The 20,833-nt window shown below is 55.5% G+C and carries 26 protein-coding genes; 9 read left to right on the plus strand and 17 right to left on the minus strand.

Annotated elements, in window-relative coordinates; all coding sequences use genetic code 11:
- Window positions 1-4 precede the first annotated feature (4 nt).
- The 15 genes from nuoK to H3L94_RS09440 all read right to left on the minus strand — a co-directional run bounded on the left by nuoK (window position 5) and on the right by H3L94_RS09440 (window position 11,900).
- The gene (nuoK, locus tag H3L94_RS09370; protein ID WP_009115728.1) at window positions 5-310 is read right to left on the minus strand and encodes an NADH-quinone oxidoreductase subunit NuoK; all 306 of its coding nucleotides are present in this window, start codon (window positions 308-310) and stop codon (window positions 5-7) included.
- On the minus strand, window positions 307-966 hold the full coding sequence (locus H3L94_RS09375) for an NADH-quinone oxidoreductase subunit J (RefSeq protein ID WP_182121807.1): 660 nt from the start codon (window positions 964-966) through the stop codon (window positions 307-309). Before H3L94_RS09375 ends, nuoK begins: the two co-directional genes overlap by 4 nt.
- 88 nt (window positions 967-1,054) lie before the next feature.
- On the minus strand, window positions 1,055-1,462 hold the full coding sequence (locus H3L94_RS09380; RefSeq protein WP_182121808.1) for a VOC family protein: 408 nt from the start codon (window positions 1,460-1,462) through the stop codon (window positions 1,055-1,057).
- 72 nt (window positions 1,463-1,534) lie between these two features.
- Window positions 1,535-2,014 carry an NADH-quinone oxidoreductase subunit NuoI gene (gene nuoI / locus H3L94_RS09385; protein WP_009115726.1) on the minus strand — a complete coding sequence of 160 codons (480 nt, stop codon included), beginning with the start codon at window positions 2,012-2,014 and terminating at the stop codon, window positions 1,535-1,537.
- A gap of 15 nt (window positions 2,015-2,029) precedes the next feature.
- Window positions 2,030-3,079 (minus strand): NADH-quinone oxidoreductase subunit NuoH, encoded by a 1,050-nt coding sequence (nuoH, locus tag H3L94_RS09390; protein WP_115134100.1) that lies wholly within the window; start codon window positions 3,077-3,079, stop codon window positions 2,030-2,032.
- 2 nt (window positions 3,080-3,081) lie between these two features.
- A complete protein-coding gene (nuoG, locus tag H3L94_RS09395) occupies window positions 3,082-5,340 on the minus strand; it encodes an NADH-quinone oxidoreductase subunit NuoG (protein WP_182121809.1) in 2,259 nt (752 codons plus the stop codon).
- Between the two features lie 347 nt (window positions 5,341-5,687).
- A complete protein-coding gene (locus H3L94_RS09400; protein ID WP_182121810.1) occupies window positions 5,688-6,050 on the minus strand; it encodes an endonuclease domain-containing protein in 363 nt (120 codons plus the stop codon).
- Between the two features lie 100 nt (window positions 6,051-6,150).
- A complete protein-coding gene (gene nuoF, locus H3L94_RS09405) occupies window positions 6,151-7,446 on the minus strand; it encodes an NADH-quinone oxidoreductase subunit NuoF (protein ID WP_182121811.1) in 1,296 nt (431 codons plus the stop codon).
- A 289-nt stretch (window positions 7,447-7,735) separates the two neighbouring features.
- Window positions 7,736-8,053: a cupin domain-containing protein gene (locus H3L94_RS09410; RefSeq protein WP_182121812.1), complete on the minus strand. Its 318-nt coding sequence runs from the start codon at window positions 8,051-8,053 to the stop codon at window positions 7,736-7,738.
- A 253-nt stretch (window positions 8,054-8,306) separates the two neighbouring features.
- Window positions 8,307-8,702: a GFA family protein gene (locus tag H3L94_RS09415; protein ID WP_182123151.1), complete on the minus strand. Its 396-nt coding sequence runs from the start codon at window positions 8,700-8,702 to the stop codon at window positions 8,307-8,309.
- 40 nt (window positions 8,703-8,742) lie between these two features.
- Window positions 8,743-9,216 (minus strand): NADH-quinone oxidoreductase subunit NuoE, encoded by a 474-nt coding sequence (gene nuoE, locus H3L94_RS09420; protein ID WP_054599411.1) that lies wholly within the window; start codon window positions 9,214-9,216, stop codon window positions 8,743-8,745.
- On the minus strand, window positions 9,216-10,472 hold the full coding sequence (gene nuoD / locus H3L94_RS09425) for an NADH dehydrogenase (quinone) subunit D (protein WP_054599410.1): 1,257 nt from the start codon (window positions 10,470-10,472) through the stop codon (window positions 9,216-9,218). The genes nuoE and nuoD overlap by 1 nt, the downstream gene beginning before the upstream one ends.
- Window positions 10,465-11,052 (minus strand): NADH-quinone oxidoreductase subunit C, encoded by a 588-nt coding sequence (locus tag H3L94_RS09430; RefSeq protein ID WP_054599409.1) that lies wholly within the window; start codon window positions 11,050-11,052, stop codon window positions 10,465-10,467. The genes nuoD and H3L94_RS09430 overlap by 8 nt, the downstream gene beginning before the upstream one ends.
- 9 nt (window positions 11,053-11,061) lie before the next feature.
- Window positions 11,062-11,541, minus strand: a complete 480-nt coding sequence (locus H3L94_RS09435; protein ID WP_009115715.1) for a NuoB/complex I 20 kDa subunit family protein — start codon at window positions 11,539-11,541, stop codon at window positions 11,062-11,064.
- On the minus strand, window positions 11,532-11,900 hold the full coding sequence (locus tag H3L94_RS09440; RefSeq protein ID WP_009119554.1) for an NADH-quinone oxidoreductase subunit A: 369 nt from the start codon (window positions 11,898-11,900) through the stop codon (window positions 11,532-11,534). The genes H3L94_RS09435 and H3L94_RS09440 overlap by 10 nt, the downstream gene beginning before the upstream one ends.
- Window positions 11,901-12,341: 441 nt before the next feature.
- Here H3L94_RS09440 and mgtE point away from each other — a divergent pair, with 441 nt between their 5' ends.
- From mgtE to H3L94_RS09460, 4 genes are all read left to right on the plus strand, one after another.
- Entirely contained in the window at window positions 12,342-13,763 is a 1,422-nt protein-coding gene (gene mgtE / locus H3L94_RS09445; RefSeq protein ID WP_009119556.1) for a magnesium transporter, read from the plus strand.
- A 622-nt stretch (window positions 13,764-14,385) separates the two neighbouring features.
- The gene (locus H3L94_RS09450; RefSeq protein ID WP_182121813.1) at window positions 14,386-14,922 is read left to right on the plus strand and encodes a GFA family protein; all 537 of its coding nucleotides are present in this window, start codon (window positions 14,386-14,388) and stop codon (window positions 14,920-14,922) included.
- The gene (locus H3L94_RS09455; RefSeq protein WP_220457301.1) at window positions 14,915-15,775 is read left to right on the plus strand and encodes a carbon-nitrogen hydrolase family protein; all 861 of its coding nucleotides are present in this window, start codon (window positions 14,915-14,917) and stop codon (window positions 15,773-15,775) included. Before H3L94_RS09450 ends, H3L94_RS09455 begins: the two co-directional genes overlap by 8 nt.
- Window positions 15,772-15,987 (plus strand): hypothetical protein, encoded by a 216-nt coding sequence (locus tag H3L94_RS09460; protein ID WP_182121814.1) that lies wholly within the window; start codon window positions 15,772-15,774, stop codon window positions 15,985-15,987. The genes H3L94_RS09455 and H3L94_RS09460 overlap by 4 nt, the downstream gene beginning before the upstream one ends.
- Window positions 15,988-16,498: 511 nt before the next feature.
- Here the strand turns inward: H3L94_RS09460 and H3L94_RS09465 are convergent.
- Window positions 16,499-17,020, minus strand: coding sequence for a MarR family winged helix-turn-helix transcriptional regulator (locus H3L94_RS09465; protein WP_182121815.1), 522 nt, complete (start codon window positions 17,018-17,020; stop codon window positions 16,499-16,501).
- Window positions 17,021-17,127: 107 nt separating this feature from the next.
- On the opposite strand from H3L94_RS09465, the gene H3L94_RS09470 reads away from it, so the two are divergent.
- Complete coding sequence (locus tag H3L94_RS09470) at window positions 17,128-18,012, plus strand: EamA family transporter (protein ID WP_182121816.1); 885 nt, start codon at window positions 17,128-17,130, stop codon at window positions 18,010-18,012.
- A 255-nt stretch (window positions 18,013-18,267) separates the two neighbouring features.
- Window positions 18,268-18,705, plus strand: coding sequence for a large conductance mechanosensitive channel protein MscL (gene mscL / locus H3L94_RS09475; RefSeq protein ID WP_009119564.1), 438 nt, complete (start codon window positions 18,268-18,270; stop codon window positions 18,703-18,705).
- Window positions 18,706-18,767: 62 nt separating this feature from the next.
- On the opposite strand, the gene H3L94_RS09480 is transcribed toward mscL, so the two are convergent.
- Entirely contained in the window at window positions 18,768-19,253 is a 486-nt protein-coding gene (locus H3L94_RS09480) for a TlpA disulfide reductase family protein (RefSeq protein WP_244958747.1), read from the minus strand.
- Between the two features lie 75 nt (window positions 19,254-19,328).
- On the opposite strand from H3L94_RS09480, the gene arsC reads away from it, so the two are divergent.
- The 3 genes from arsC to H3L94_RS09495 all read left to right on the plus strand — a co-directional run bounded on the left by arsC (window position 19,329) and on the right by H3L94_RS09495 (window position 20,828).
- Complete coding sequence (gene arsC, locus H3L94_RS09485) at window positions 19,329-19,685, plus strand: arsenate reductase (glutaredoxin) (RefSeq protein WP_182121818.1); 357 nt, start codon at window positions 19,329-19,331, stop codon at window positions 19,683-19,685.
- A 6-nt stretch (window positions 19,686-19,691) separates the two neighbouring features.
- Window positions 19,692-20,324 (plus strand): YdcF family protein, encoded by a 633-nt coding sequence (locus H3L94_RS09490; RefSeq protein ID WP_182121819.1) that lies wholly within the window; start codon window positions 19,692-19,694, stop codon window positions 20,322-20,324.
- A gap of 84 nt (window positions 20,325-20,408) precedes the next feature.
- Complete coding sequence (locus H3L94_RS09495; protein WP_182121820.1) at window positions 20,409-20,828, plus strand: CopD family protein; 420 nt, start codon at window positions 20,409-20,411, stop codon at window positions 20,826-20,828.
- The last annotated feature ends 5 nt before the right edge of the window (window positions 20,829-20,833 follow it).

Raw genomic sequence — 20,833 nt, forward strand, 5'->3', positions numbered from 1 at the left:
CCGATTAACCCTTCAAACTGTTCAAATCCGCTACATTAATCGTGTTGCGGTTACGGAATACCAATACCATAATCGCCAAACCGATGGCAGACTCGGCTGCCGCAACAGTTAGCACGAAAAACACGAAAATCTGCCCCGCGGTATCGCCAAGGTATTGTGAAAATGCGATAAAGTTAAAATTCACTGCCAACAGCATCAACTCGATCGACATCAACAATACCAACACGTTTTTGCGGTTCATAAAGATACCCATCGCACTGATGCCGAACAGCAAGGCGGCGAGCACCAAATAATGCGTAATCGTAATCATGCTTTGCCCTCCTCTGCCGGGCCGTCTGAATCTGTTTCAGGCTGTACGGGCTTATGCACCACAGCTTCCATTTTCACCATACGCATACGGCCTTCTTTGGCATTCACTTTCACTTGATCGGCAGGATTAATATATTTTGGGTTAACCGTTTTGCGGTGTACCAATGCAATCGCTGCCACCATGCCCAACACCAACAGCACCGCAGCCAATTCGAACGGCAGCAAATAAGTGGTGTAAATTTGGCTGCCCAAATCGCGCACGTTGCTGTAATCGGCGGGAATATCTTTCATGGGGCCGAATGCGGCCAAATTGGTATCAGGTGCAACCAAAATCAAAATAAGCGCTACTGCCATCAACACGCCTACGGTAAATGCCACGGGGGCATTGCGCCAAAAGCCCGCGCGCATTTCTTCGATGTCGATGTTCAACATCATCACCACAAACAGGAACAGCACCATTACTGCACCCACATATACCACTACCAAGGTAATGCCCAAAAATTCGGCCTGCATCAGCATCCACATCATGGCCGACATACAGAAGGTCAGCACCAGATAAAGCGATGCGTGCACGGGGTTTTTGGCGGTAACGGTTTTCACCGCGCCGAACAGTATCACGGCGGCCAGCACATAAAACATGATTAGGGAGAAGGTCATAAAACGTACTCTTTCTCGGTTGGTTTTTTAAATCTTTCTTGGCGGTTCGGGCTACCTGAAAAGGTTTTCAGACGGCCTGTTTCTTATCTCAACGCAATGTTTTCAAAAACGGATTAAACGCAATTTCCCACAAAAAACCATCGGGATCTGCGATATAACCGCTGTAACCGCCCCAAAACACTTTTTGGGGCTTTTTCACTTCCTGCGCACCTGCGGCAATCAGACGTTCAAACAGTGCATCTACTTCATTTTGACTACCGACATTGTGCGCCAAAGAAAAACGGGGGAAGCCGCTGCTTTCAGACGGCACTTGTGCATCTGCGGCCAACGCATTTTTATCGAACAGGGCAAACAACAAACCGCGCCCCGCCTCAAAGAATGCAATGTTTTCATTGCCGTCTTCCGTTTCGCACCAACCAAACACCTTGCCGTAAAAACGACGCGATACTGCCAAATCGTCTACGCCCAAAGTAATAAAGTTGATGTGCTGTTCCATTTCCCGCCCTCTTCTTTTGTTACGGATATTCAAACAGCTTAGGCCGTCTGAAACCGTACACCGCATTTTTGCTTAACGGTAAGGCGCGTCGGCCGCTTTGCGTTTGGCGATTTCGGCCTCGTATTTGTCGCCAATCGCCAGCAGCATGGGTTTGGTGTAGTGCAAATCGCCGCGCTTCTCACCGTGGTATTCGAGAATATGGGTTTCCACAATGGCATCGGTCGGGCAGGCTTCTTCGCAAAAGCCGCAAAAAATGCACTTGGTCAAATCGATATCGTAACGGGTGGTACGGCGGCTGCCGTCTTCGCGTTGTTCACTTTCGATATTAATCGCCATTGCCGGGCAAACCGCTTCACACAGTTTGCAGGCAATGCAGCGTTCTTCCCCGTTCGGATAGCGACGCTGGGCATGCAAGCCGCGAAAACGCACCGACTGCGGCGTTTTTTCTTCGGGGAACATAATCGTTTCTTTTCGGGCGAAAAAGTTCTTGAGCGTAACGCCCATGCCTTTTACCAATTCGCCGAGCAGGAAGGTTTTTACTAAATTAGCCATAATTCACTCTCTCCCTTATTTCCACAAACTCAAGGGCGAAATCATCCACAAGCCGAGCAATACGATGCACACAAAAGTTACCGGAATCAGCACTTTCCAGCCCAAACGCATAATTTGGTCGTAACGGTAGCGCGGGAAAGTGGCACGAATCCACAAATAGCCGTAAAGGATAAAGGCCATTTTCAAGAACATCCAAAATGCGCTCGGCGTACCGATAAGGCCCCAGCTTTGCGGGAACGGAGACAGCCAACCGCCCAAGAACATGATGGCGGTAAGCGCACCGATCAGAATCATGAAAATATATTCGGCAAGGAAGAACAGGGCAAATGCAAAGCCCGAATACTCCACATGGAAACCGGCCACGATTTCCGACTCGCCTTCGGCAACGTCGAACGGTGCACGGTTGGTTTCGGCTACGGCGGAGATCAGATACACGATGAATACGGGGAACAAAGCAAACCAGTTCCAAGAGAAAATCGAACCGCCGGCAATGCCTTGGGCTTGGCTGGCAACAATTTCTTTGAAATTCATGCTGCCCGAAACCATTACCACGCATACCAATGCCGCACCCATGGCAATTTCGTAAGAAATGGTTTGGGCTGAAGAACGCATGGCACCTAAGAACGAATATTTGGAGTTGGAAGCCCAACCCGCAATGATCACACCATACACCGATAAAGAGGTAATCATCAGAATATACAGCAAACCCGCATCCACATTGGTCAGCAGCCATTCATCAGAAAACGGAATCACCGCCCAAGCTGCAAACGCAGGCATCAGCGACATCATCGGGCCGATATAAAACAATGCCTTATTCGACAGTTTGGGGCGGGTAACTTCTTTAAACAGCAACTTCAACACGTCGGCAAACGGCTGAATCAAACCAAACGGGCCGGTTACGTTCGGGCCGACGCGCAGCTGCATATAGCCGATTACCTTACGCTCGAAGTAGGTAAGATACGCCACCGTCAAAATCAACGGGATCAAGATAATCACGATTTTCAGCACAATCGAAACGATTAAGCCGATCTCATTACCCAACAAGGCTTGGAACCATTCCTGCATGATTAACCCCGCGTCAGTTCGATAGTGTTCATCAACGCACCCGACGCAGCATTTTCAGTATGCAGCGGCAGATACACAACATTTTCAGGCAAGCCCGCATCGGCGCTTACACGCACACCAACCGTTGCGCCGCCCTGCCCTGCCTGCACGGCCTCGCCGTCTTGCAAGCCCAAAGCAGCCAAGGTGTTCGGATGAATACGGGCGGCAGGCACTTGTGCATGTGAAGTCGCTTGCAACGGAGCGGAGCGGCGCACAATCGCATCGGTATGGTAGATGCCCACACCGCCTACGCGCACCAAACCGGAGGCCGTCTGAACGGCTTCGCCTTGCCAAGTAGTGCGGTTGTTGAGTTTTTCAGGCAGGCTTTCTTTGTTTACCGCTTCTCTCAACACCTGCTCGCTGCTGTCGTATTCGAAGCCTTCCAGCTCGAACACATTGCCCAGCACACGCAAAACTTTCCACAACGGACGCGAATCGGCAAAGCCTTTTACCACACCGTGGAACGATTGCAGACGGCCTTCCATGCTGATGAAGCTGCCCGATGTTTCGGTAAACGGCGCAATCGGCAACATCACATCGCACACTTCGCGCAAGGTTTCGCTTTCAAACGGCGTAAATGCCATCACGCTTTGGGCTTGCTTCAATGCAGCGACCGCTTTACCGCCGTTTGCCACATCGATTTCAGGCTCTACATTCAACAGCAACACGGCTTTTTTCGGTTGCGCCAACATTTCTTGAATGCTGTTGCCGCGGTTCACGCCCAACACATCCGCACCCACGCTGTTGGCGGCTTGCGGCAGAACACCCAAAACCGCACCGGTGGCATCGGCCAATTCCTGAGCGGCAGCATAAACCGCAGAATAATCAGGGTGGTTTTGCACTTCGGCACCCAACACGATTGCCGCTTTTTCGGCATTTTTCAGGCTACCTGAAACGGCGTTTTCAAGGTCTTGCGCCATATTTTTCAGACGGCCTGCCCATTCGTTCGGGTGCACGGCTTCTTGCGCCAACAAAGGCATGTGCAATTCTTCTTTGCTGCTCGCGATGATGCTCAAAGCCATATAAGACTTGGCGGCACGGCGCAAACGGGCAGTCAGCAGCGGTTGTTCTTTGCGCAGATTCGCGCCTACAACCAGCACGGCATCGGCATTGCCCAAACTTTCAATGTTTTGACCCAGCCATTGCGCACCTTTCAAGCTGCCCGCAAGGCGGCTGTCTTGCTGCATCAGGCGTGTGTCGAAATGCTTGATATTGAGGCCGTCTGAAAGTTTTTTGGCCAGATACAGTTCTTCAACGGTATTCATCGGGTTGGCCCAAATACCTACCGCATCTTGGCCGTCTTCTTTTTGAATGCAATCTAAGGTTTTACGCACATATTCGAGCGCGGTTTGCCAATCCACTTCATGCCATTGGCCGCCGTTTTTGATTTTCGGGGTTTTCAGACGGCTTTCGTGATACAGGCCTTCGTAGGCGAAGCGGTCGCGGTCGGAAATCCAGCATTCGTTCACAGCTTCGTTTTCCAACGGCAACACGCGGCGTACGGTGTGGTCTTTGGTTTGCACAATTAAATTGCTGCCCAAAGCATCATGCGCGGAAATGGTTTTACGGCGGCTCAATTCCCAAGAGCGGGCATCGTAGCGGAACGGTTTGCTGGTTAAGGCACCCACCGGACACAAATCAATCACGTTGCCGGACAATTCGGTTTCCACCGCTTTGCCGATAAACGGCATGATTTCGGAAAACTCACCGCGATTAGCCATAGCGATTTCCTGCAAACCGGCAATCTCTTCGGTAAAGCGCACACAGCGGGTGCAGTGGATACAGCGGCTCATTTCTTCCGCCGACACCAACGGCCCCATATCTTTGGGCACAACCGAGCGTTTTTCTTCTTGATAACGGCTCGACGATTTACCGTAACCCACGGCCAAATCCTGCAACTGACACTCACCGCCCTGGTCGCAAATCGGGCAATCCAGCGGGTGGTTGATGAGCAGAAATTCCATCACGCCTTCCTGAGCCTGCTTGGCCTTGGCGGAATGGGTATGCACCACCATGCCGTCTGTTACCGGCGTGGCACAGGCAGGAAGGGGTTTGGGGGCTTTTTCCACCTCCACCAAGCACATGCGGCAGTTGGCGGCAATGGATAATTTTTTGTGGTAGCAGAAATGCGGGATATAAGTGCCCAGCTCGTGCGCCGCTTCCATTACGGTCGCACCCTGCTTGACTGCAATCTGTTTACCGTCGATTTCAATTTGTAACATGGTTAATGTTCCTAGTTACGGTTTTTTAAAAACTTCATGAGGCCGTCTGAAATATTCAGGGCTTCGGTGGTCTGCTCCCTCTCCCGCTTGCGGGGGAGGGTTGGGGTGGGGGGTGTTTACATTGCGGTTTGCCTTACTACTTTCTGCCTTACGTTTCCTTAACAGAGCATGCTCCGTAATTCTGTTACAGAAACGCTAACATACCACCCTTCCCCTAACCCCTTCCCGCCGGCGGGAAGGGGAATATGCTGCCGGTTATTTTATTGTTTACCTTGTTTTCAAACCGCTTTTTATCATGCTTTCATTTTCAAACGGCCTTTATTATATGCTTGCTATGCTAATAAAAACTATTTTTCCCAACCACCGCACATTCCAACAATTTTATCCAGCACTGCTTCTGTCTGTTGCAAAACTTCATTATTCCAAAAGCGCACTACCCGATAACCTTGGTTGTTGAGAAATTCTGTGCGTTTATTGTCGTATTCAGTTCGCTCCGCATGCTGCCCGCCGTCTAACTCAACCACCAGCCTATGTTCCATGCTGACAAAATCAACAATATAGCTGCCTATGCTCTGCTGACGGCGAAACTTGATACCGTTTAGCTGCCTGCCCCGCAAACACTGCCAAAGCCGCCGCTCGGCCAAGGTCATATTCCGCCTTAATTCACGCGCATTTTGCTGCAATGCGGGATTACGGGTACTGTGGCGCATTTTTGTATTTTGTTTTTTTAAACAGTTTTTAGTTTAAGCCAACTGGATTGTTCAACCCGGCATATTGCTATTCTTCATTTTCAATTACATCAACCCCATCTCAACACCACTTATGCTCTTTAGCCGGTTTTCCGTACTCGATATAGTGTTCAAACTCGTGACGGAAATGCTTGGTAAAGCTGCGCACGGGGAATACGGCGGCATCGGCCAAGGCGCAGATGGTGCGGCCGGCCATGTTGTTGCCGACCGAATCGAGCAAGTCCAAATCTTCGGGGCGGCCTTTGCCTTCGGCAATGCGGTGCACCACGCGGTAAAGCCAGCCGGTACCTTCGCGGCAGGGGGTGCATTGGCCGCAGGATTCTTCGTGGTAGAAGTAGCTCAAGCGTTCGAGGGCTTTGACCATGCACACGTCTTCGTCCATCACGATAATCGCGCCCGAACCGAGCATGGAACCTGCTTTGGCTATGGAATCGTAATCCATATTCAAGGTCATCATCACTTCGCCGGGCAGTACGGGCGCAGACGAGCCGCCGGGAATCACGGCTTTGAGTTTTTTGCCGTCTTTCATGCCGCCGGCCATTTCCAGCAGTTTGGCAAACGGCGTACCCAACGGCACTTCGTAGTTGCCGGGGCGTTCAACGTGGCCGGAAATGGAAAACAGCTTGGTGCCGCCTGCGTTTTCGATGCCTTTGTCGGCAAAGGTTTGTCCGCCGTCACGGATAATGAACGGCACCGAAGCAAAGGTTTCGGTGTTGTTGATGGTGGTGGGTTTTCCGTACAGGCCGTATGAAGCGGGGAACGGCGGTTTGAAGCGCGGTTGGCCTTTCTTGCCTTCGAGCGACTCCAGCAAGGCGGTTTCTTCGCCGCAGATATATGCGCCGTAACCGTGGGCGGCAAACAACTCGAAGCTGAAATCCGTTCCCATGATGTTTTTACCCAAGAAACCGGCTTGGCGGGCTTCGGCTAAGGCTTCTTCAAAACGCTGGTAACCTTCGAAGATTTCGCCGTGGATATAGTTGTAGCCCGCTTCCGCGCCCATTGCGTATCCGGCAATAATCATGCCCTCGATCAACGCATGGGGGTTGAAGTTGATGATATCGCGGTCTTTGAATGTGCCGGGTTCGCCTTCGTCGGTGTTGCAGACAACGTATTTCGCACCGGGGAAGGAACGGGGCATAAAGCTCCATTTCAAACCGGTGGGGAAGCCCGCACCGCCGCGCCCGCGCAAGCCCGAAGTTTTAACTTCGGCAATCACGTCGTCTTGCGACATGTTTTCAGTCAGGATTTTACGCAGCGCTTGGTAGCCGCCGCGCGCTTGGTATGCTTCCAAGTGCCAACAGTCGGGATTACGGGTATCGACGTTTTCAAAAATCACGCCTGATTGGAAAATAGCCATTTGCTTAGCCCTAATCGGTTAATCTTCTTCAATCTTTTGTTTTGCCGCCCAACCGCCTGATGCGGTTATGCGCTGATATTTTGTTTACATGCCTGTCTGAAGGGTTTTCAGACGGCTTTTCAGGTAGCCTTGTTGAGGCCGTCTGAAAAGGGGTTTTTAAAGTGTTTAAAATGCTTCGCCGTATCGGATTCAAATGCCTTCAATGTTTTGTAGGTCGGATTCTGTTGTGCGTATATACCTATTCTTTGTTTTGTTAGGCCTGTCTGAAAGTTTTTTCAGACGGCCTGTTCTACACACTGCCTTCTTTTTCCACCACCAAAATCCGTGCTTCGCCTTGCGGGTGGGCAACGTGTTCCATACCGATGCCGGCAAAGAAAATATCGCCGGCCTGCAAACGCACCACTTGCTCCTGCCCGTGTTCGCGGTAGTGCATATCCACCGTGCCGCTCATCACGGCGAACACTTCTTCGCCATCGTTAATGTGCCATTTGTATGGCCGGTCGGTCCAATGCAGGCGCACGGTTGTGCCGTTCATATTGGCAATATCCAAAGCACCCCATGCGCGTTCGGCGGTAAATTTGGCACTGCGGACAATTTGGTGGCTCATGCGTTTTCCTTTGGTTTGTGTATTGGCATGGCTGCCATACGGTTTGGGTTTTCAGACGGCCGTTCAGGTAGCCTTATTGAGGCCGTCTGAAAAGGGATTTTTTAAAGTGTTTAAAATGCTTCGCCGTATCGGATTCAAACGCCTTTAAGGTTTTGTAGGTCGGATTCTTGAATCCGACATTAATCCGACATTTTTCCGAGTTGCAACCTTGCTAACGTCGGATTCAAGAATTCGACCTACGGCCTGCTGCCCGTTATTTCTCCGCGCCAATCATGGCTAAAAACTCATGCTCGGTCAGTTTCGGCGTATCGTTGGCCAAATCGTAATACGGTGCTTTGCAGTCGATAAAAATTTGGCTTTCCAGCTTAAAATCGGCGTTATCGGCAAATAATCCCGCATTGATGTAATAATCGTCGCCCACCTGAACAAACAGGTGCGTGCCGCATTGTTTGCAGAAACAGCGTTGCGCCCATTCGGACGAGCAGTAGCGGCCGATATGTTCGCTGCCACTGATTTCAGGTTTTTTGGCCGTCAAGGTAAAACTTGCACCACTACCCCAAGTACGGCATTTGCCGCAATGGCAGGCGTGCAGCTTGCAGTCAGCTTCAACTTTTATGGATACGACACCACACAAGCATTTTGCTTCCATTTTTGCTTCCTTTCTTTTCAGGCGGCCTTTCAGGTAGCCCTTACTGCAATTCCGCCAATTTTTGCTCAATCGCTTCTTCAGTCATAAAACTGCACATTTTGTGATTGTTCACCAGCATCACGGGGGCATCGCCGCATGCGCCCATGCACTCGCCTTCCATTAAGGTATAGAGGCCGTCTGAAGTGGTTTCGCCAAAGCCGATGCCGAGTTTCTGTTTCAGGTATTCGGCGGCATTCACTCCGCCGCGCAGAGCGCAAGGCAGGTTGGTGCAGACGGTGAGTTTGTATTTGCCTACGGGGGCGAGGTCGTACATATTGTAGAAAGTGGCGACTTCGTAAGCGGCTGCCGGTGCGATGCCTACATAATCGGCCACAAACTCTATGGTTTCGGGCGTGAGCCAGCGTTTTTCTTCTTGGGCAATGCGTAATGCACCCATGATGGCGGAACGGCGTTGGTCGGCAGGGTATTTCGCCAATTCAACATCTATCAGTTTTAAAGATTCTGCGGATAACATTATCGGTCTACCTCTCCGAATACGATGTCTTGCGTACCGATGATGGCTACCACGTCGGCCAACATGTGGCCGCGTGCCATTTCGTCCATGCCTTGCAGGTGGGCAAAGCCGGGCGCACGGATTTTCAGGCGGTAAGGTTTGTTGGCGCCGTCTGAAATCATATAAATGCCAAACTCGCCTTTGGGGTGCTCGACTGCGGCATAGGTTTCGCCTTCGGGCACATGCATGCCTTCGGTAAACAGTTTGAAGTGGTGAATCAAGTCTTCCATACCCATTTTCATTTCGGTGCGTTTGGGCGGAGCGACTTTGTGGTTATCGACAATCACGGGGCCGGGGTTGGCTTTGAGCCATTGCACGCACTGTTTGATAATGCGGTTGGATTCGCGCATTTCGTTGATGCGGCACAGATAGCGGTCGTAGCAGTCGCCGTTTACGCCGACGGGAATATCGAAATCGACGTTGGCATAGGCATCATAAGGGGCTTTTTTGCGGATATCCCATTCGATGCCCGAACCGCGCAGCATCACGCCGGTAAAGCCTTTTTGCAGGGCGCGTTCGGGCGAAACCACGCCGATGCCGACGGTACGCTGTTTCCAAATACGGTTGTCGGTAAGCAGGCTTTCGTATTCGTCTACACAAGAAGGGAAGCGTTCGGTGAAAGCTTCGATAAAATCGAGCATGGTACCTTCGCGGGCTTCGTTGAGTTTCTTCAGCACTTTGGCATTGCGGAATTTGCTCGATTCGTATTTAGGCATGAAGTCGGGCAAATCGCGATATACACCACCGGGGCGGAAATAAGCCGCGTGCATACGGGCGCCGGATACGGCTTCGTATAAGTCCATCAACTCTTCGCGCTCGCGGAAAGCATAGAGGAATACAGTCATCGCACCGATATCGAGTGCATGGGAACCGATACCCATCAGGTGGTTCAAAATTCGGGTTACTTCGGCAAACATCACACGGATGTATTGGGCGCGGATAGGAACTTCGACACCGGTCAGCTTTTCTACTGCCAAACAATACGCCTGCTCGTTTACCATCATGGAAACGTAGTCCAAGCGATCCATATAAGGCAGGGCTTGCAGGTAGGTGCGGGTTTCGGCCAGTTTTTCGGTACCGCGGTGCAGGAGGCCGATATGCGGGTCGGCACGGACGATGGTTTCGCCTTCCAGCTCCAAAATCATACGCAATACGCCGTGTGCGGCAGGGTGCTGCGGGCCGAAGTTGATGGTATAGTTTCTTAATTTATTAGCCACCGTAGTTCTCCTCGCGGACGATGCGCGGGGTAATTTCGCGCGGCTCGATGGTTACGGGTTGGTAAATCACGCGTTTTTCGGCTTCGTCGTAGCGCATTTCTACATAGCCGGAAATCGGGAAATCTTTGCGGAAAGGATGACCGACAAAACCGTAGTCGGTGAGAATGCGGCGCAAATCGGGGTGGTTGTTAAACAGAATACCGAACAGGTCGAAGGCTTCGCGCTCGTACCAGTCGGCGCTGTTGTAGATATCGGTAACGGAATCGACAACAGGAAAATCGTCATCTGCCGCCCACACGCGCACGCGGATGCGCTGGTTGTTTTTTATTGACACCAACTGGCTGACTACGGCAAAGCGCTTGCCTTCCCACGGTTCGTTTTTATAGGTGCTGTAATCGACACCGCATAAATCTACCAACGATTCGAAGTGCAGGTCGGCATGATCACGCAGCGTGGTCATGATATTCAGGTAGTGCTCGGGTTGGCATTCAACGGTAATTTCATCTAAAGCCAAGATCACTTTGCTTGCTTTATCGCCCAACACGTTTTGGACAACCGGATACAAATCGTTTACGTGCATCTTGTTCTCCTAGTTACGGGCAATGGTGTAAGTGCGTTTGATTTTGCCTTGCAGCTGAATCAGGCCGTAAATCAAGGCTTCGGCAGTCGGCGGACAGCCGGGCACATATACGTCTACCGGCACGATGCGGTCGCAACCGCGGACTACTGAATAAGAATAGTGGTAGTAGCCGCCGCCGTTGGCACACGATCCCATCGACAACACCCAGCGCGGCTCGGCCATTTGATCGTATACGCGGCGTAAAGCGGGCGCCATTTTGTTGCACAAGGTTCCGGCCACAATCATCAGGTCGGACTGGCGCGGAGACGGGCGGAAAATAATACCGAAACGGTCGAGGTCGTAACGCGACGCACCTGCCTGCATCATTTCTACCGCACAGCATGCCAAGCCGAAAGTTACCGGCCACAACGAGCCTGTGCGCACATAATTCAACACCGTATCCGCGCTGGCGGTTACGAAGCCTTTATTCAAAACGCCTTCTATTCCCATTCCAGCGCACCTTTTTTCCATTCGTAGATAAAGCCCACCGTGAGCACCACAATGAACACAAACATCGACCAGAAGGCAAACTGCCCGTGGGAAACCATCAGGTCTTTAAACACCACGGCCCACGGAATCATGAATGCCACTTCCAAATCAAACAAGATAAACAGAATCGCCACCAAGTAGTAGCGCACGTCGAACTTCATCCGCGCGTTTTCAAAAGCCTCGAAACCGCACTCGAAAGGCGCGTCTTTTTCAGCATAGTGGCGTTTCGGGCCGAGCAGATTGCCCAATGTTAAGAACAATATGCCGGCTACCAAGCCGACCAAAAGAAAAATCAGGACGGGAAAATAATTCGCCAACATGATATGTGCACACCTTTTCGGAAAATGTTGGTAAAACGGGCGGCATTGTACCCAATTTCTGCCTCCCTTTCAAAACAAACCACCAAAAACGGCAATCTTTTCACCATCTTATATGATAATAATTCTTATTTTGATTTAATTGCAGCAGCTCTGCCGTTCTTTAAATAAGCACTTGAAATATTCTTCTCTGTAAAATCAATTTACTAAAATCAATGTTTCTCAACATTTCGTCAAACGAAACTATCCAGCCCACCTCCATCAAACAAGATGTGTCGCAGCCATACAAAAAGGTGTAAAATACTGCCCGTTTTTTCATCACGCCCGTTTAGGACGGGCCATTCATTTATGGACCTTCCCAGTTCATTGATCATCGCCTTTCTTTCTCCGACCCAGACCATTTAATACCGTGTCCGGCTCCTGCCGCACGGCAACGGAGCCTGCATGACCCCGACCCCATCCATCGCTGAACGCCTCAACGTCGACATCGACCGCATCCATGAGCTGGCCGACCGCCTGCTGCCTTTTTATACCGACATCCAACCCGGCGGCTCCCTGGCCGACGAACGCCTCAACGGCTACCTGAACGAACTCACCCGCACCCTGCACGAACTGCACCCTGCCGACATGGCCGCCGTGCTCGAGTCCCTGCCGCTCCAAGAGCGGGTGTTGGCCTGGAAGCTGGCTGCGCCCGAAGACGACGGCGACGTGCTGCTGGAAGTGTCCGACGCCGTACGCGAAACCCTGATCGAAAGCATGGGCAACCAAGAGCTGCTGGCGGCGGTGGAAGACATGGATGCCGATGATCTGGCCGAGCTGGCCGACGACTTGCCGCACCAAGTCATCGCCGAAGTCCTGCAAACCCGTGACGAAGAAGAGCGCGCACAAGTACAGGCCGCCATGTCGTTTGCAGACGACCAAGTCGGGGCCATCATGGACTTCGAACTGCTCAGCATCCGCGCCGACGTTACCTGCGAAGTGGTGCTGCGCTACCTGCGCCGCTTCGACAGCCTGCCCGACCACACCGACAAAATCTTCGTGGTGGACGACCACGATATCCTGCAAGGCGTGCTGCCCATCCGCCGCCTGCTGATTGCCGACCCCGACGAGCTGGTGGAACACATCATGGCGCGCGACGTGGTGCGCTTCCACCCCGAAGACGACACCGAAGAAGCAGCCCAAGCCTTCGAACGCTACGACTTGGTGACCGCCCCCGTCATCGACGCCGACGGCAAACTCATCGGCCGCCTGACGGTGGACGAAATGGTGGACGTGATCCGCGAAGAAACCGAGGCCGATATGTTGAACATGGCCGGTTTGCAGGAAGAGGAAGACCTGTTCGCTCCTGTTTTCGACTCGGTAAAAAACCGCTGGATGTGGCTGGCCATCAATCTGTGTACCGCCTTTCTCGCCAGCCGCGTCATCGGCGCCTTTGAAGGCAGCATCGAAAAAATCGTCGCCTTGGCCGCCCTGATGCCGATCGTGGCCGGCATCGGCGGCAACTCGGGCAACCAAACCATCACCATGATTGTGCGCGCCATGGCCATGGGCCAACTCACCGGCAGCCAAGCCATCCACCTGTTGAAAAAAGAGGTCAGCGTGGCCTTGGTCAACGGCTTGATCTGGGGCGGCGTCATGGGGCTGGTTGCCTGGTTGCTGTATGACAGTCCGGGCATCGGCCTGGTGATGGTGGCGGCCATGACGCTCAACCTGCTGCTGGCCGCCACCGTCGGCGTGCTGATTCCGGTCATCATGGACAAATGCGGGCGCGACCCCGCCTTGGGCAGCAGCGTGCTGATTACCGCAGTTACCGACTCCGGCGGCTTTCTGATTTTCCTCGGCTTGGCCACTGTTTTCCTGCTTTAGTTTTTCTGCTTTATAAAGCGCATCCACTTTGAGACTTGTCGCCGAGGCAGCGATATGGCTTGCGCAGCGGCTAAACAGGGCGGCCGATGTATGCCGTCTGCAGACAAAAACTTGCACCAAGATGGAATATTTTGCGCTCATGTCTCAATGCCGCAAACGATATAGACAAAAATTCAGGCTACCTGAACATTTTTCAGGTAGCCTGAATCTTTTGCCCCTCAAGATGTGGCTGCCGTTTGGTGAAGAAGCCCAAACGAGCGTCTGTTGGATCGAAGCTCACGTCCTCTCGGTGTCGTAATACTGGCCAGCTCGAATACACAGTGACCCGGCAGCACACTTAGCGGTTGACTTATGCCCAGATTGCCCAGTGTTGGCCTGACTACCAGCACGGTGGCAAGGGTCTGCCAAACTGCGCCCTTGCCAGAAGAGCCGCCTGTCGGCATATTGCAGCGTCCATTGGTCGGGGCAGATCAGACAGTGCTTGCCATGGGACGCATATCGAGCACCACGTATTGGTGGCTGCGTCAGGCTACCTGAAAACTTACGGTGCACCGCAAACGTGACCGCGCACCGCTGCTTGAAAGCGCTTCAGGCAGCCCTTAACACAGAAGGAGAAACATTCATGACCCCATTCACTCCACTGGCCTGCCGCTGCGGCCAGACGCGCATCGAGGTCGTCGGCGCGCCGTTCATGGTGACCGAATGCCTGTGCAACAGCTGCCGCGCGGCCGCCGGACGTTTGGCGGCTCTTCCGCAAGCGCAGAACCTGCTCACCCCTCTGGGCGCGACGGCAACCGCCCTGTATCGCAAAGACCGCGTGCGCTTTGTGGAGGGCTTTGACCGTCTGGCCGAATTTCGCCTCACTGACGACTCAGGCACCCGGCGCGTGGTCGCCACCTGCTGCAACACGCCCATGTTCATGGAGCTCAAGGGCGCGCACTGGCTGGATATTTACCTGCATCTGTGGCCGGCGGCTTCCCGCCCCAAGCCGCAAATGCGCACCATGGCGAGCGACCTGGCCGACGCCTCGGCGCTGCCCGACGACTTGCCCAATCTGCCCAAACAATCGCTGGGGTTTTACGCCAAGCTATTGGGCGCGTGGATAGGCATGGGCTTCAAAAATCCGCCCATTGCCATCAAGGAAAAGCTCCATGCCTGACGACAAAATCGACATCGAAAACATCAACACGCCGGGCAAAACTGCCCGCGTCGATCGCGCGAAATACCTGGCCATGCCCAGCCTTGCTTTGCACCGCGTGGCCGTAGCTCAGACCCTGCCCGTGGCGGGCGATGTGGCGGCCAATGTGCAAGACCACTTGCGCTGGATGGAACAGGCGGCGGAGCAGGGGGCGCAGTGGTTGCAGTTTCCCGAGCTTTCACTGACGGGTTATGAACCCGGGTACCTGGCTGCTTGCGCACTGCCCCCCGACAGCTCCGTACTGAACGCCCTGTCGCAAGCTGCGCAGCGCCTGCGTCTAAACACCGTGGTGGGTTTGCCACTGGCCTGCGCTGCCCCAGCGGGCGCCAAGCCGTGGATAGGCGCTGTGCTGTTGCACGCCGATGGCGGCCGCACCGTGTACCGCAAGCACCACCTGCACGCGGGGGAAGACGCCTTTGCCCAACCGGGCCATGCTCCTGTCTGCGTGGTGGCGCTGGGCGGCACGGCGGTGGGACTGGCCATTTGCGCCGACGCCAATCACCCTATCCACGCCCAGCGTGCCGCTGAACAAGGCGCACGCCTATACAGCGCGGGCATTCTGACCACCGCCACAGGGGTGCAGGCCGACAGTGCCCAGCTTCGCCGCCACGCCGTGCGCTATGGTTGGCACGTACTCATGGCCAACTTTGGCGGCTCCACGGGACCTTACGTCGCCGTGGGTCAATCGGCCATTTGGGGGCCGCAAGGGCAGTGCCTGGCCCAAGCGCCCGGCGATGGACCGGCATTGGTGGTGGCGGATGTGGGCGGCGATGCGCCAACGCCCAGCCCTTTGTCCGCCGCCGCGTTGCCATGATCCGCGTGCTCTACCGCCTGGCCACCTGGGCCGCCCAGCCCCTGCTGCGGCGCGCCGATGCGTGGGCCATCCCCTTCTCCTGTCTGAGGGACGGCTTTGCCATCTTCTGGGAATGGCAGGCGCTGCAAATGAAAGAGGGGGATGGGCTGATCCCGCTGTTTGGCCTGATCTTCGCGGGCCTGGGGCTGTATCTCATGCTGAGGCGCTTCTAGGTCGATGCCCATCTGCGCAAGCGCACCCACTACGCCCTGATCAACGAGCGCCTGCTGCTGTCCAGCGACTGGGACGGACAGCAAATCAAAACCCTGCAGCTGCGCAGCTTGCCGCGGCTAAGACCTTTGCAAAACCCCCAGATGTGGATGCAGTTCAAGGCGTAGCAGCGCACAACGCAGAAATGCGCCGCAGATGGGGGTTTTGCAAAGGTCTCGGCTCATGCTTCGCGGTGCACGCCAGCAGCGGCGTCCCGCTGAGCGAAAGCGGCGGCCCGTCCACGCATCCCCACACCCTGCCATCGGGCTGGCCAGGTGTTCCCAAGCTGCCGCATGTGCTGGAACTGGCCGACAGCGCACAGCCTGTGTCCAGCGCATCCAGCAAGCGCGGCGCCAAAGCGCCTGAGCCACGAGCCACGCCGACGCCCCCGTGCCTGCCCCTGCCGGCGGTTGCCAGGCGCCGGCAAGGCCGGCATGAAGAGAGGGACTGCCTGCAAAGTGCTTTGTGCGGGCATCAGCCTTTTTCTTCCAACACCCGCAGCAGGGCGGCGAGGCCGGCATCCAGTTGCTGGCGGGCGTCGGGCGACAGGGCGGCGAGCAGGCGGGATTCGTTGTCCACGTGGGGGGGGAGGGCGGCTTCGATCAGCGCCTTGCCGCTGTCGGTCAGCTGCACCAGCAGGCTGCGGGCGTCGTCGGGGTTGGGCAGGCGGCGGATCCAGCCTTGCGCTTCCAAGTGTTTGAGGCGCTGGGTCATGGTGCCGGAGGTGATCATCAGCGCCGCGAACAGGGCGGTGGGGCTTAGCGTATAGGGCGCGCCGCTGCGGCGCAGGGTGGCGAGCACGTCAAAGCCGCCGCTGCTCAGGCCATGTTCGGCAAAGACGGCTTCAAGCCGGGGCTGGATCAGCGCGGCGCAGCGTTTGAGGCGGCCGATCAGCGCCATGTCGGCGGTGGGCAGTTCAGGCAGCTCGCGCTGCCATTGGGCGACGATGGCGTCCACGGCATCGGGCGTTGCTTCGTAATCGGGTTGGGGCTTCATGGGCGGTTCCTTGGCGGGCAACAGGTCGTCATTTTATCTTGACTTAAAGATAAATGGCGAGCAGAATGGATTTGTCTTTAGTTGAAGATAAATCGACAGGAGCCTCCATGAACCCGCCTCCCGCCCGTTATCCCCTGCTGCTCATGACCACGGCGCTGGCGCCGCTGATCTGGGGCAGCACTTATTTGGTCACCACTGAATTTCTGCCGCCGGATCGGCCTTTTTACGCGGCTTTGCTGCGCTGTCTGCCCGCCGGGCTGTTGCTGTTGTTGTGGACGCGGCGCTGGCCGCAGCGCGGCGAGTGGCTGCGCTTGCTGCTGTTGGGCGTGCTCAATATCGGCCTGTTTCAGGCCATGCTGTTTGTGGCCGCCTATCGCCTGCCGGGCGGGCTGGCGGCCATTCTCACTTCGACGCAAATCCTGATGGTGCTGGCGCTGTCCTGGCTGTTGGGGCGGCAGCCGCAGCCCAGGGCGGCGTGGTATTGGGCGCTGGCGGGCGTGGCCGGTATTGCGCTGCTGGTGTATTCGCCGCAGGCGCGGTTCGATGCGCTGGGCATGGTCGCGGCGCTGGCCGGGGCGGCCTCGATGGCGCTGGGGCTGTGGTTTTCCAAGCGCTGGCAGTCGTCCATGCCGCTGCTGGCTTTTACCGGTTGGCAGCTGGTGGCTGGCGGCTTGTTCCTGTTGCCGCTGGCGCTGTGGCTGGAAGCGCCGCTGCCGGCGCTGACCCTGCGCCACTGGGGCGGCTACCTGTATTTGTGCCTGGTGGGCGCGGTGCTGGCCTATGCGCTGTTTTTCCGCGGCATCCGCCTGCTGCCGCCTGCGGTGGTGTCCTCGCTGGGCCTGCTCAGCCCGGTATGCGCCTTCGCGCTGGGCTGGGTGTTTCTTGACCAGCGCCTGAGCCTGCCCGCGCTGCTGGGCTTCGGGCTGGTGCTGTGCGCCATCTACGGCGTGCAACGCGCCTTGCAGGGCAAGGCTTCCGAGGCGTCTGCGTGAGTTTGACTGAACTGCGGCGTCACACATTACGGAAAGATTTCTCACAGACCAATCCACAGGCGTTCTAGCCGCCGCCCTCACTTGTGTCCATATTCTCGAACCTCGGGTGTCGCACGCCCTATCCTTCCCATCCATTCACCCGCCATGCCACAGGCCCACTCAATAACAAACCTTAACCCGAGCAAACCGCAACCAACACAAAACGCTTTATGATGCGCGCCCACGGATATTTTATTTTAGAAAGAGGGAAGATCTATGTCTTTACGTCAAGAATTTAAAGAATTTATTATGCGCGGCAACGTCATTGATTTGGCCGTGGGTATGGTGGTGGGCACCGCCTTTTCCGGCATCGTCAAATCTTTGGTGGACGACGTCATCATGCCGCCCATCGGCCTTTTGCTCGGCGGCGTGGACTTTTCCAATCTGTTCCTGACCCTGAAAAACGGCGTATCCGCCCCTGCCGACGGCTACGCCACCTTGGCGGCCGCCCAAGCCGACGGCGCGGTAACCCTAAATGTGGGCCTGTTCATCAACACCCTCATCAGCTTCCTGATTGTGGCTTCCGCTATTTTCGTGGTGGTGAAACTGATCAACAAAATGAAACGCGAAGCCCCGGCGGTAGAAGAAGCCCCGGCCGCGCCTTCCGAAGAAGTATTGCTGCTGCGCGAAATCCGCGACTCTTTGAAAAAATAAGCGGCGCCAATGATCAAGAGGCTACCTGAAAGCATTTCAGGTAGCCTCTTTTTTCATTTCAATTACAGGCGGCAACGAGCCGCCACTTCATTGACCGCCTGCGTCAGCTTGGCTTCGTCCACCTCGCCCAACAAAGGCTGCTGATGGCGGCAACCTTGCACCCGCACCAAGGTAAACGGCAGGGCGCCGACCGGATTGCCCAACTGCTTCATCCAAGCCGTACTGTCGCCGCCGGTGTAACGCCAAATCGGGTAGCGCACCGGCGTGCTTTGCAGAAAACGGCTCACATTGGCCGCATTGTCCAAAGCCACGCCCACCATCTGCACTCGTGCCGGCTGCTGGCGGCCATACCAACGGGACAACAAAGGCATCTCTTTACGGCAAGGCACGCACCAAGTGGCCCAAACATTCACCACTTGAATCCGTTTACCGCCGTCATCCAAAGACACGCTTCGGTTGCTGCGGTGCTCAACCAAATCCGCACTCTGCGCTGCAGCCGCTGCGGCCAGCCAAACGGCACACGCCACGATTCTGATGCTTTTGCGCATCATCCACTCCTTCAGGTAGCCTGAACACGGCAGGTATTGTACGATATATTCCGTTTTTTCTTCAGACTTCACATTATGAACGACACCGTCCTGCTTTATCACAATCCGCGCTGCTCCAAATCGCGTGCCGCCCTCGATTGGCTGCAACAGCACAGCTCCGCCCCCGTTCAAGTGATTGACTACCAGAAACAGCCGCCCTCCGAAGCCGAACTGGCGGCTTTACTCGCGCAGCTCGGTTTCACCGACGCCGCCCAGATGATGCGCCGCCAAGACAGCCTGTTTGCCGAACTCGGCCTCGAAGGTGCCGACAACGCCGCCCTCATCCGCGCCATGCACCGCCATCCGGCATTGATCGAACGCCCGATTGCGGTGTACCGGCAACGCGCCGCCATCGGCCGGCCGCTGGACAACATCACCGCCCTGTTCGACTGAGCCGCCATGCCCCGACTCCCCCGCTCCGGCCTGCGGCGCCATTTTTGGCGCGGCATCAAAATCAGCCTCCTCTTGGTGCTGACGCAGGCGGTGTGGTGCGTTTGGCAGGTGCAGCACTACGCCGGGCAAACCGCCGGCCGCGCCGATGCCGCGGTGGTTTTGGGTGCGGCCGCTTGGGACAAAAACCCTTCTCCCGTGTTCCGCGAACGCATCAAGCACGGCATCACGCTCTACCGCAGCGGGCGGGTGGGCAAACTCATTTTCACCGGCGGCACACCCAAAGCCGGCTTCATGACCGAAGCCGAAGTCGGCCGCCGCTACGCTTTGGCCCAAGGCATTCCCGAGCGCGACATTCTGTATGAAAACACCTCGCGCGACACCCTGCAAAACCTGCTCAATACCCGCGATCTGTTGCGCCGCAACGGTTTGGACAGCGTGATCATCGTCAGCGACCCCCACCATCTGGCCCGCGCCGCCGCCATGGCCAGCTACGCCGGCCTCAACTACCAAACCGAAGCCACGCCCACCAGCCGCTATCACGGGCGCACAGGTCTGAAATTCATGGCCGGCGAAGTGGTGTCGTTGATGGTGTTCCAATGGTGGCGGCTCGGCGAATATCTGGGGCGCATCGTTTCTTAATCCCCACCCCATGCCGGCCCCGCCGTGGCAGACACACACCCGCTTCGGCTACAATAGCCGCCTTCCCTTTCAGGTAGCCTGACCATGTATCTTCTGCTCAAACTGCTGCATATTTTCTTCATCATCGCCTGGTTTGCCGGCCTGTTTTACCTGCCGCGCATTTATGTGAACCTCGCCGCCGTGGGCACGGGCAGCACAGAATACCGCCATCTGCTCGGCATGGCCGAGCGCCTGTTCAAATTCATGACGCCGCTGGGCATCGGCGCCGTTATCACCGGCTTCGCCATTCCGTTTGTTACCGGCTGGTGGGGCCAAGGCTGGGTGCACACCAAGCTCACGCTGGCCGTGGTGCTTTTGGGCTACCACTTCTACTGTTACCGCCTGCTGCTCGATTTCCAAGACAACCGCAACCGCTACTCCCACCGCTGGTACCGCGTATTCAACGAAATTCCGGTGTTCATCATGGCCTTCGCGCTGTATTTGGTGGTGTACAAACCCTTCTGAGCCTT

Origin of the sequence: Neisseria shayeganii (assembly GCF_014054965.1) — a bacterium.
In the GTDB taxonomy this organism is placed as follows: domain Bacteria; phylum Pseudomonadota; class Gammaproteobacteria; order Burkholderiales; family Neisseriaceae; genus Eikenella; species Eikenella shayeganii.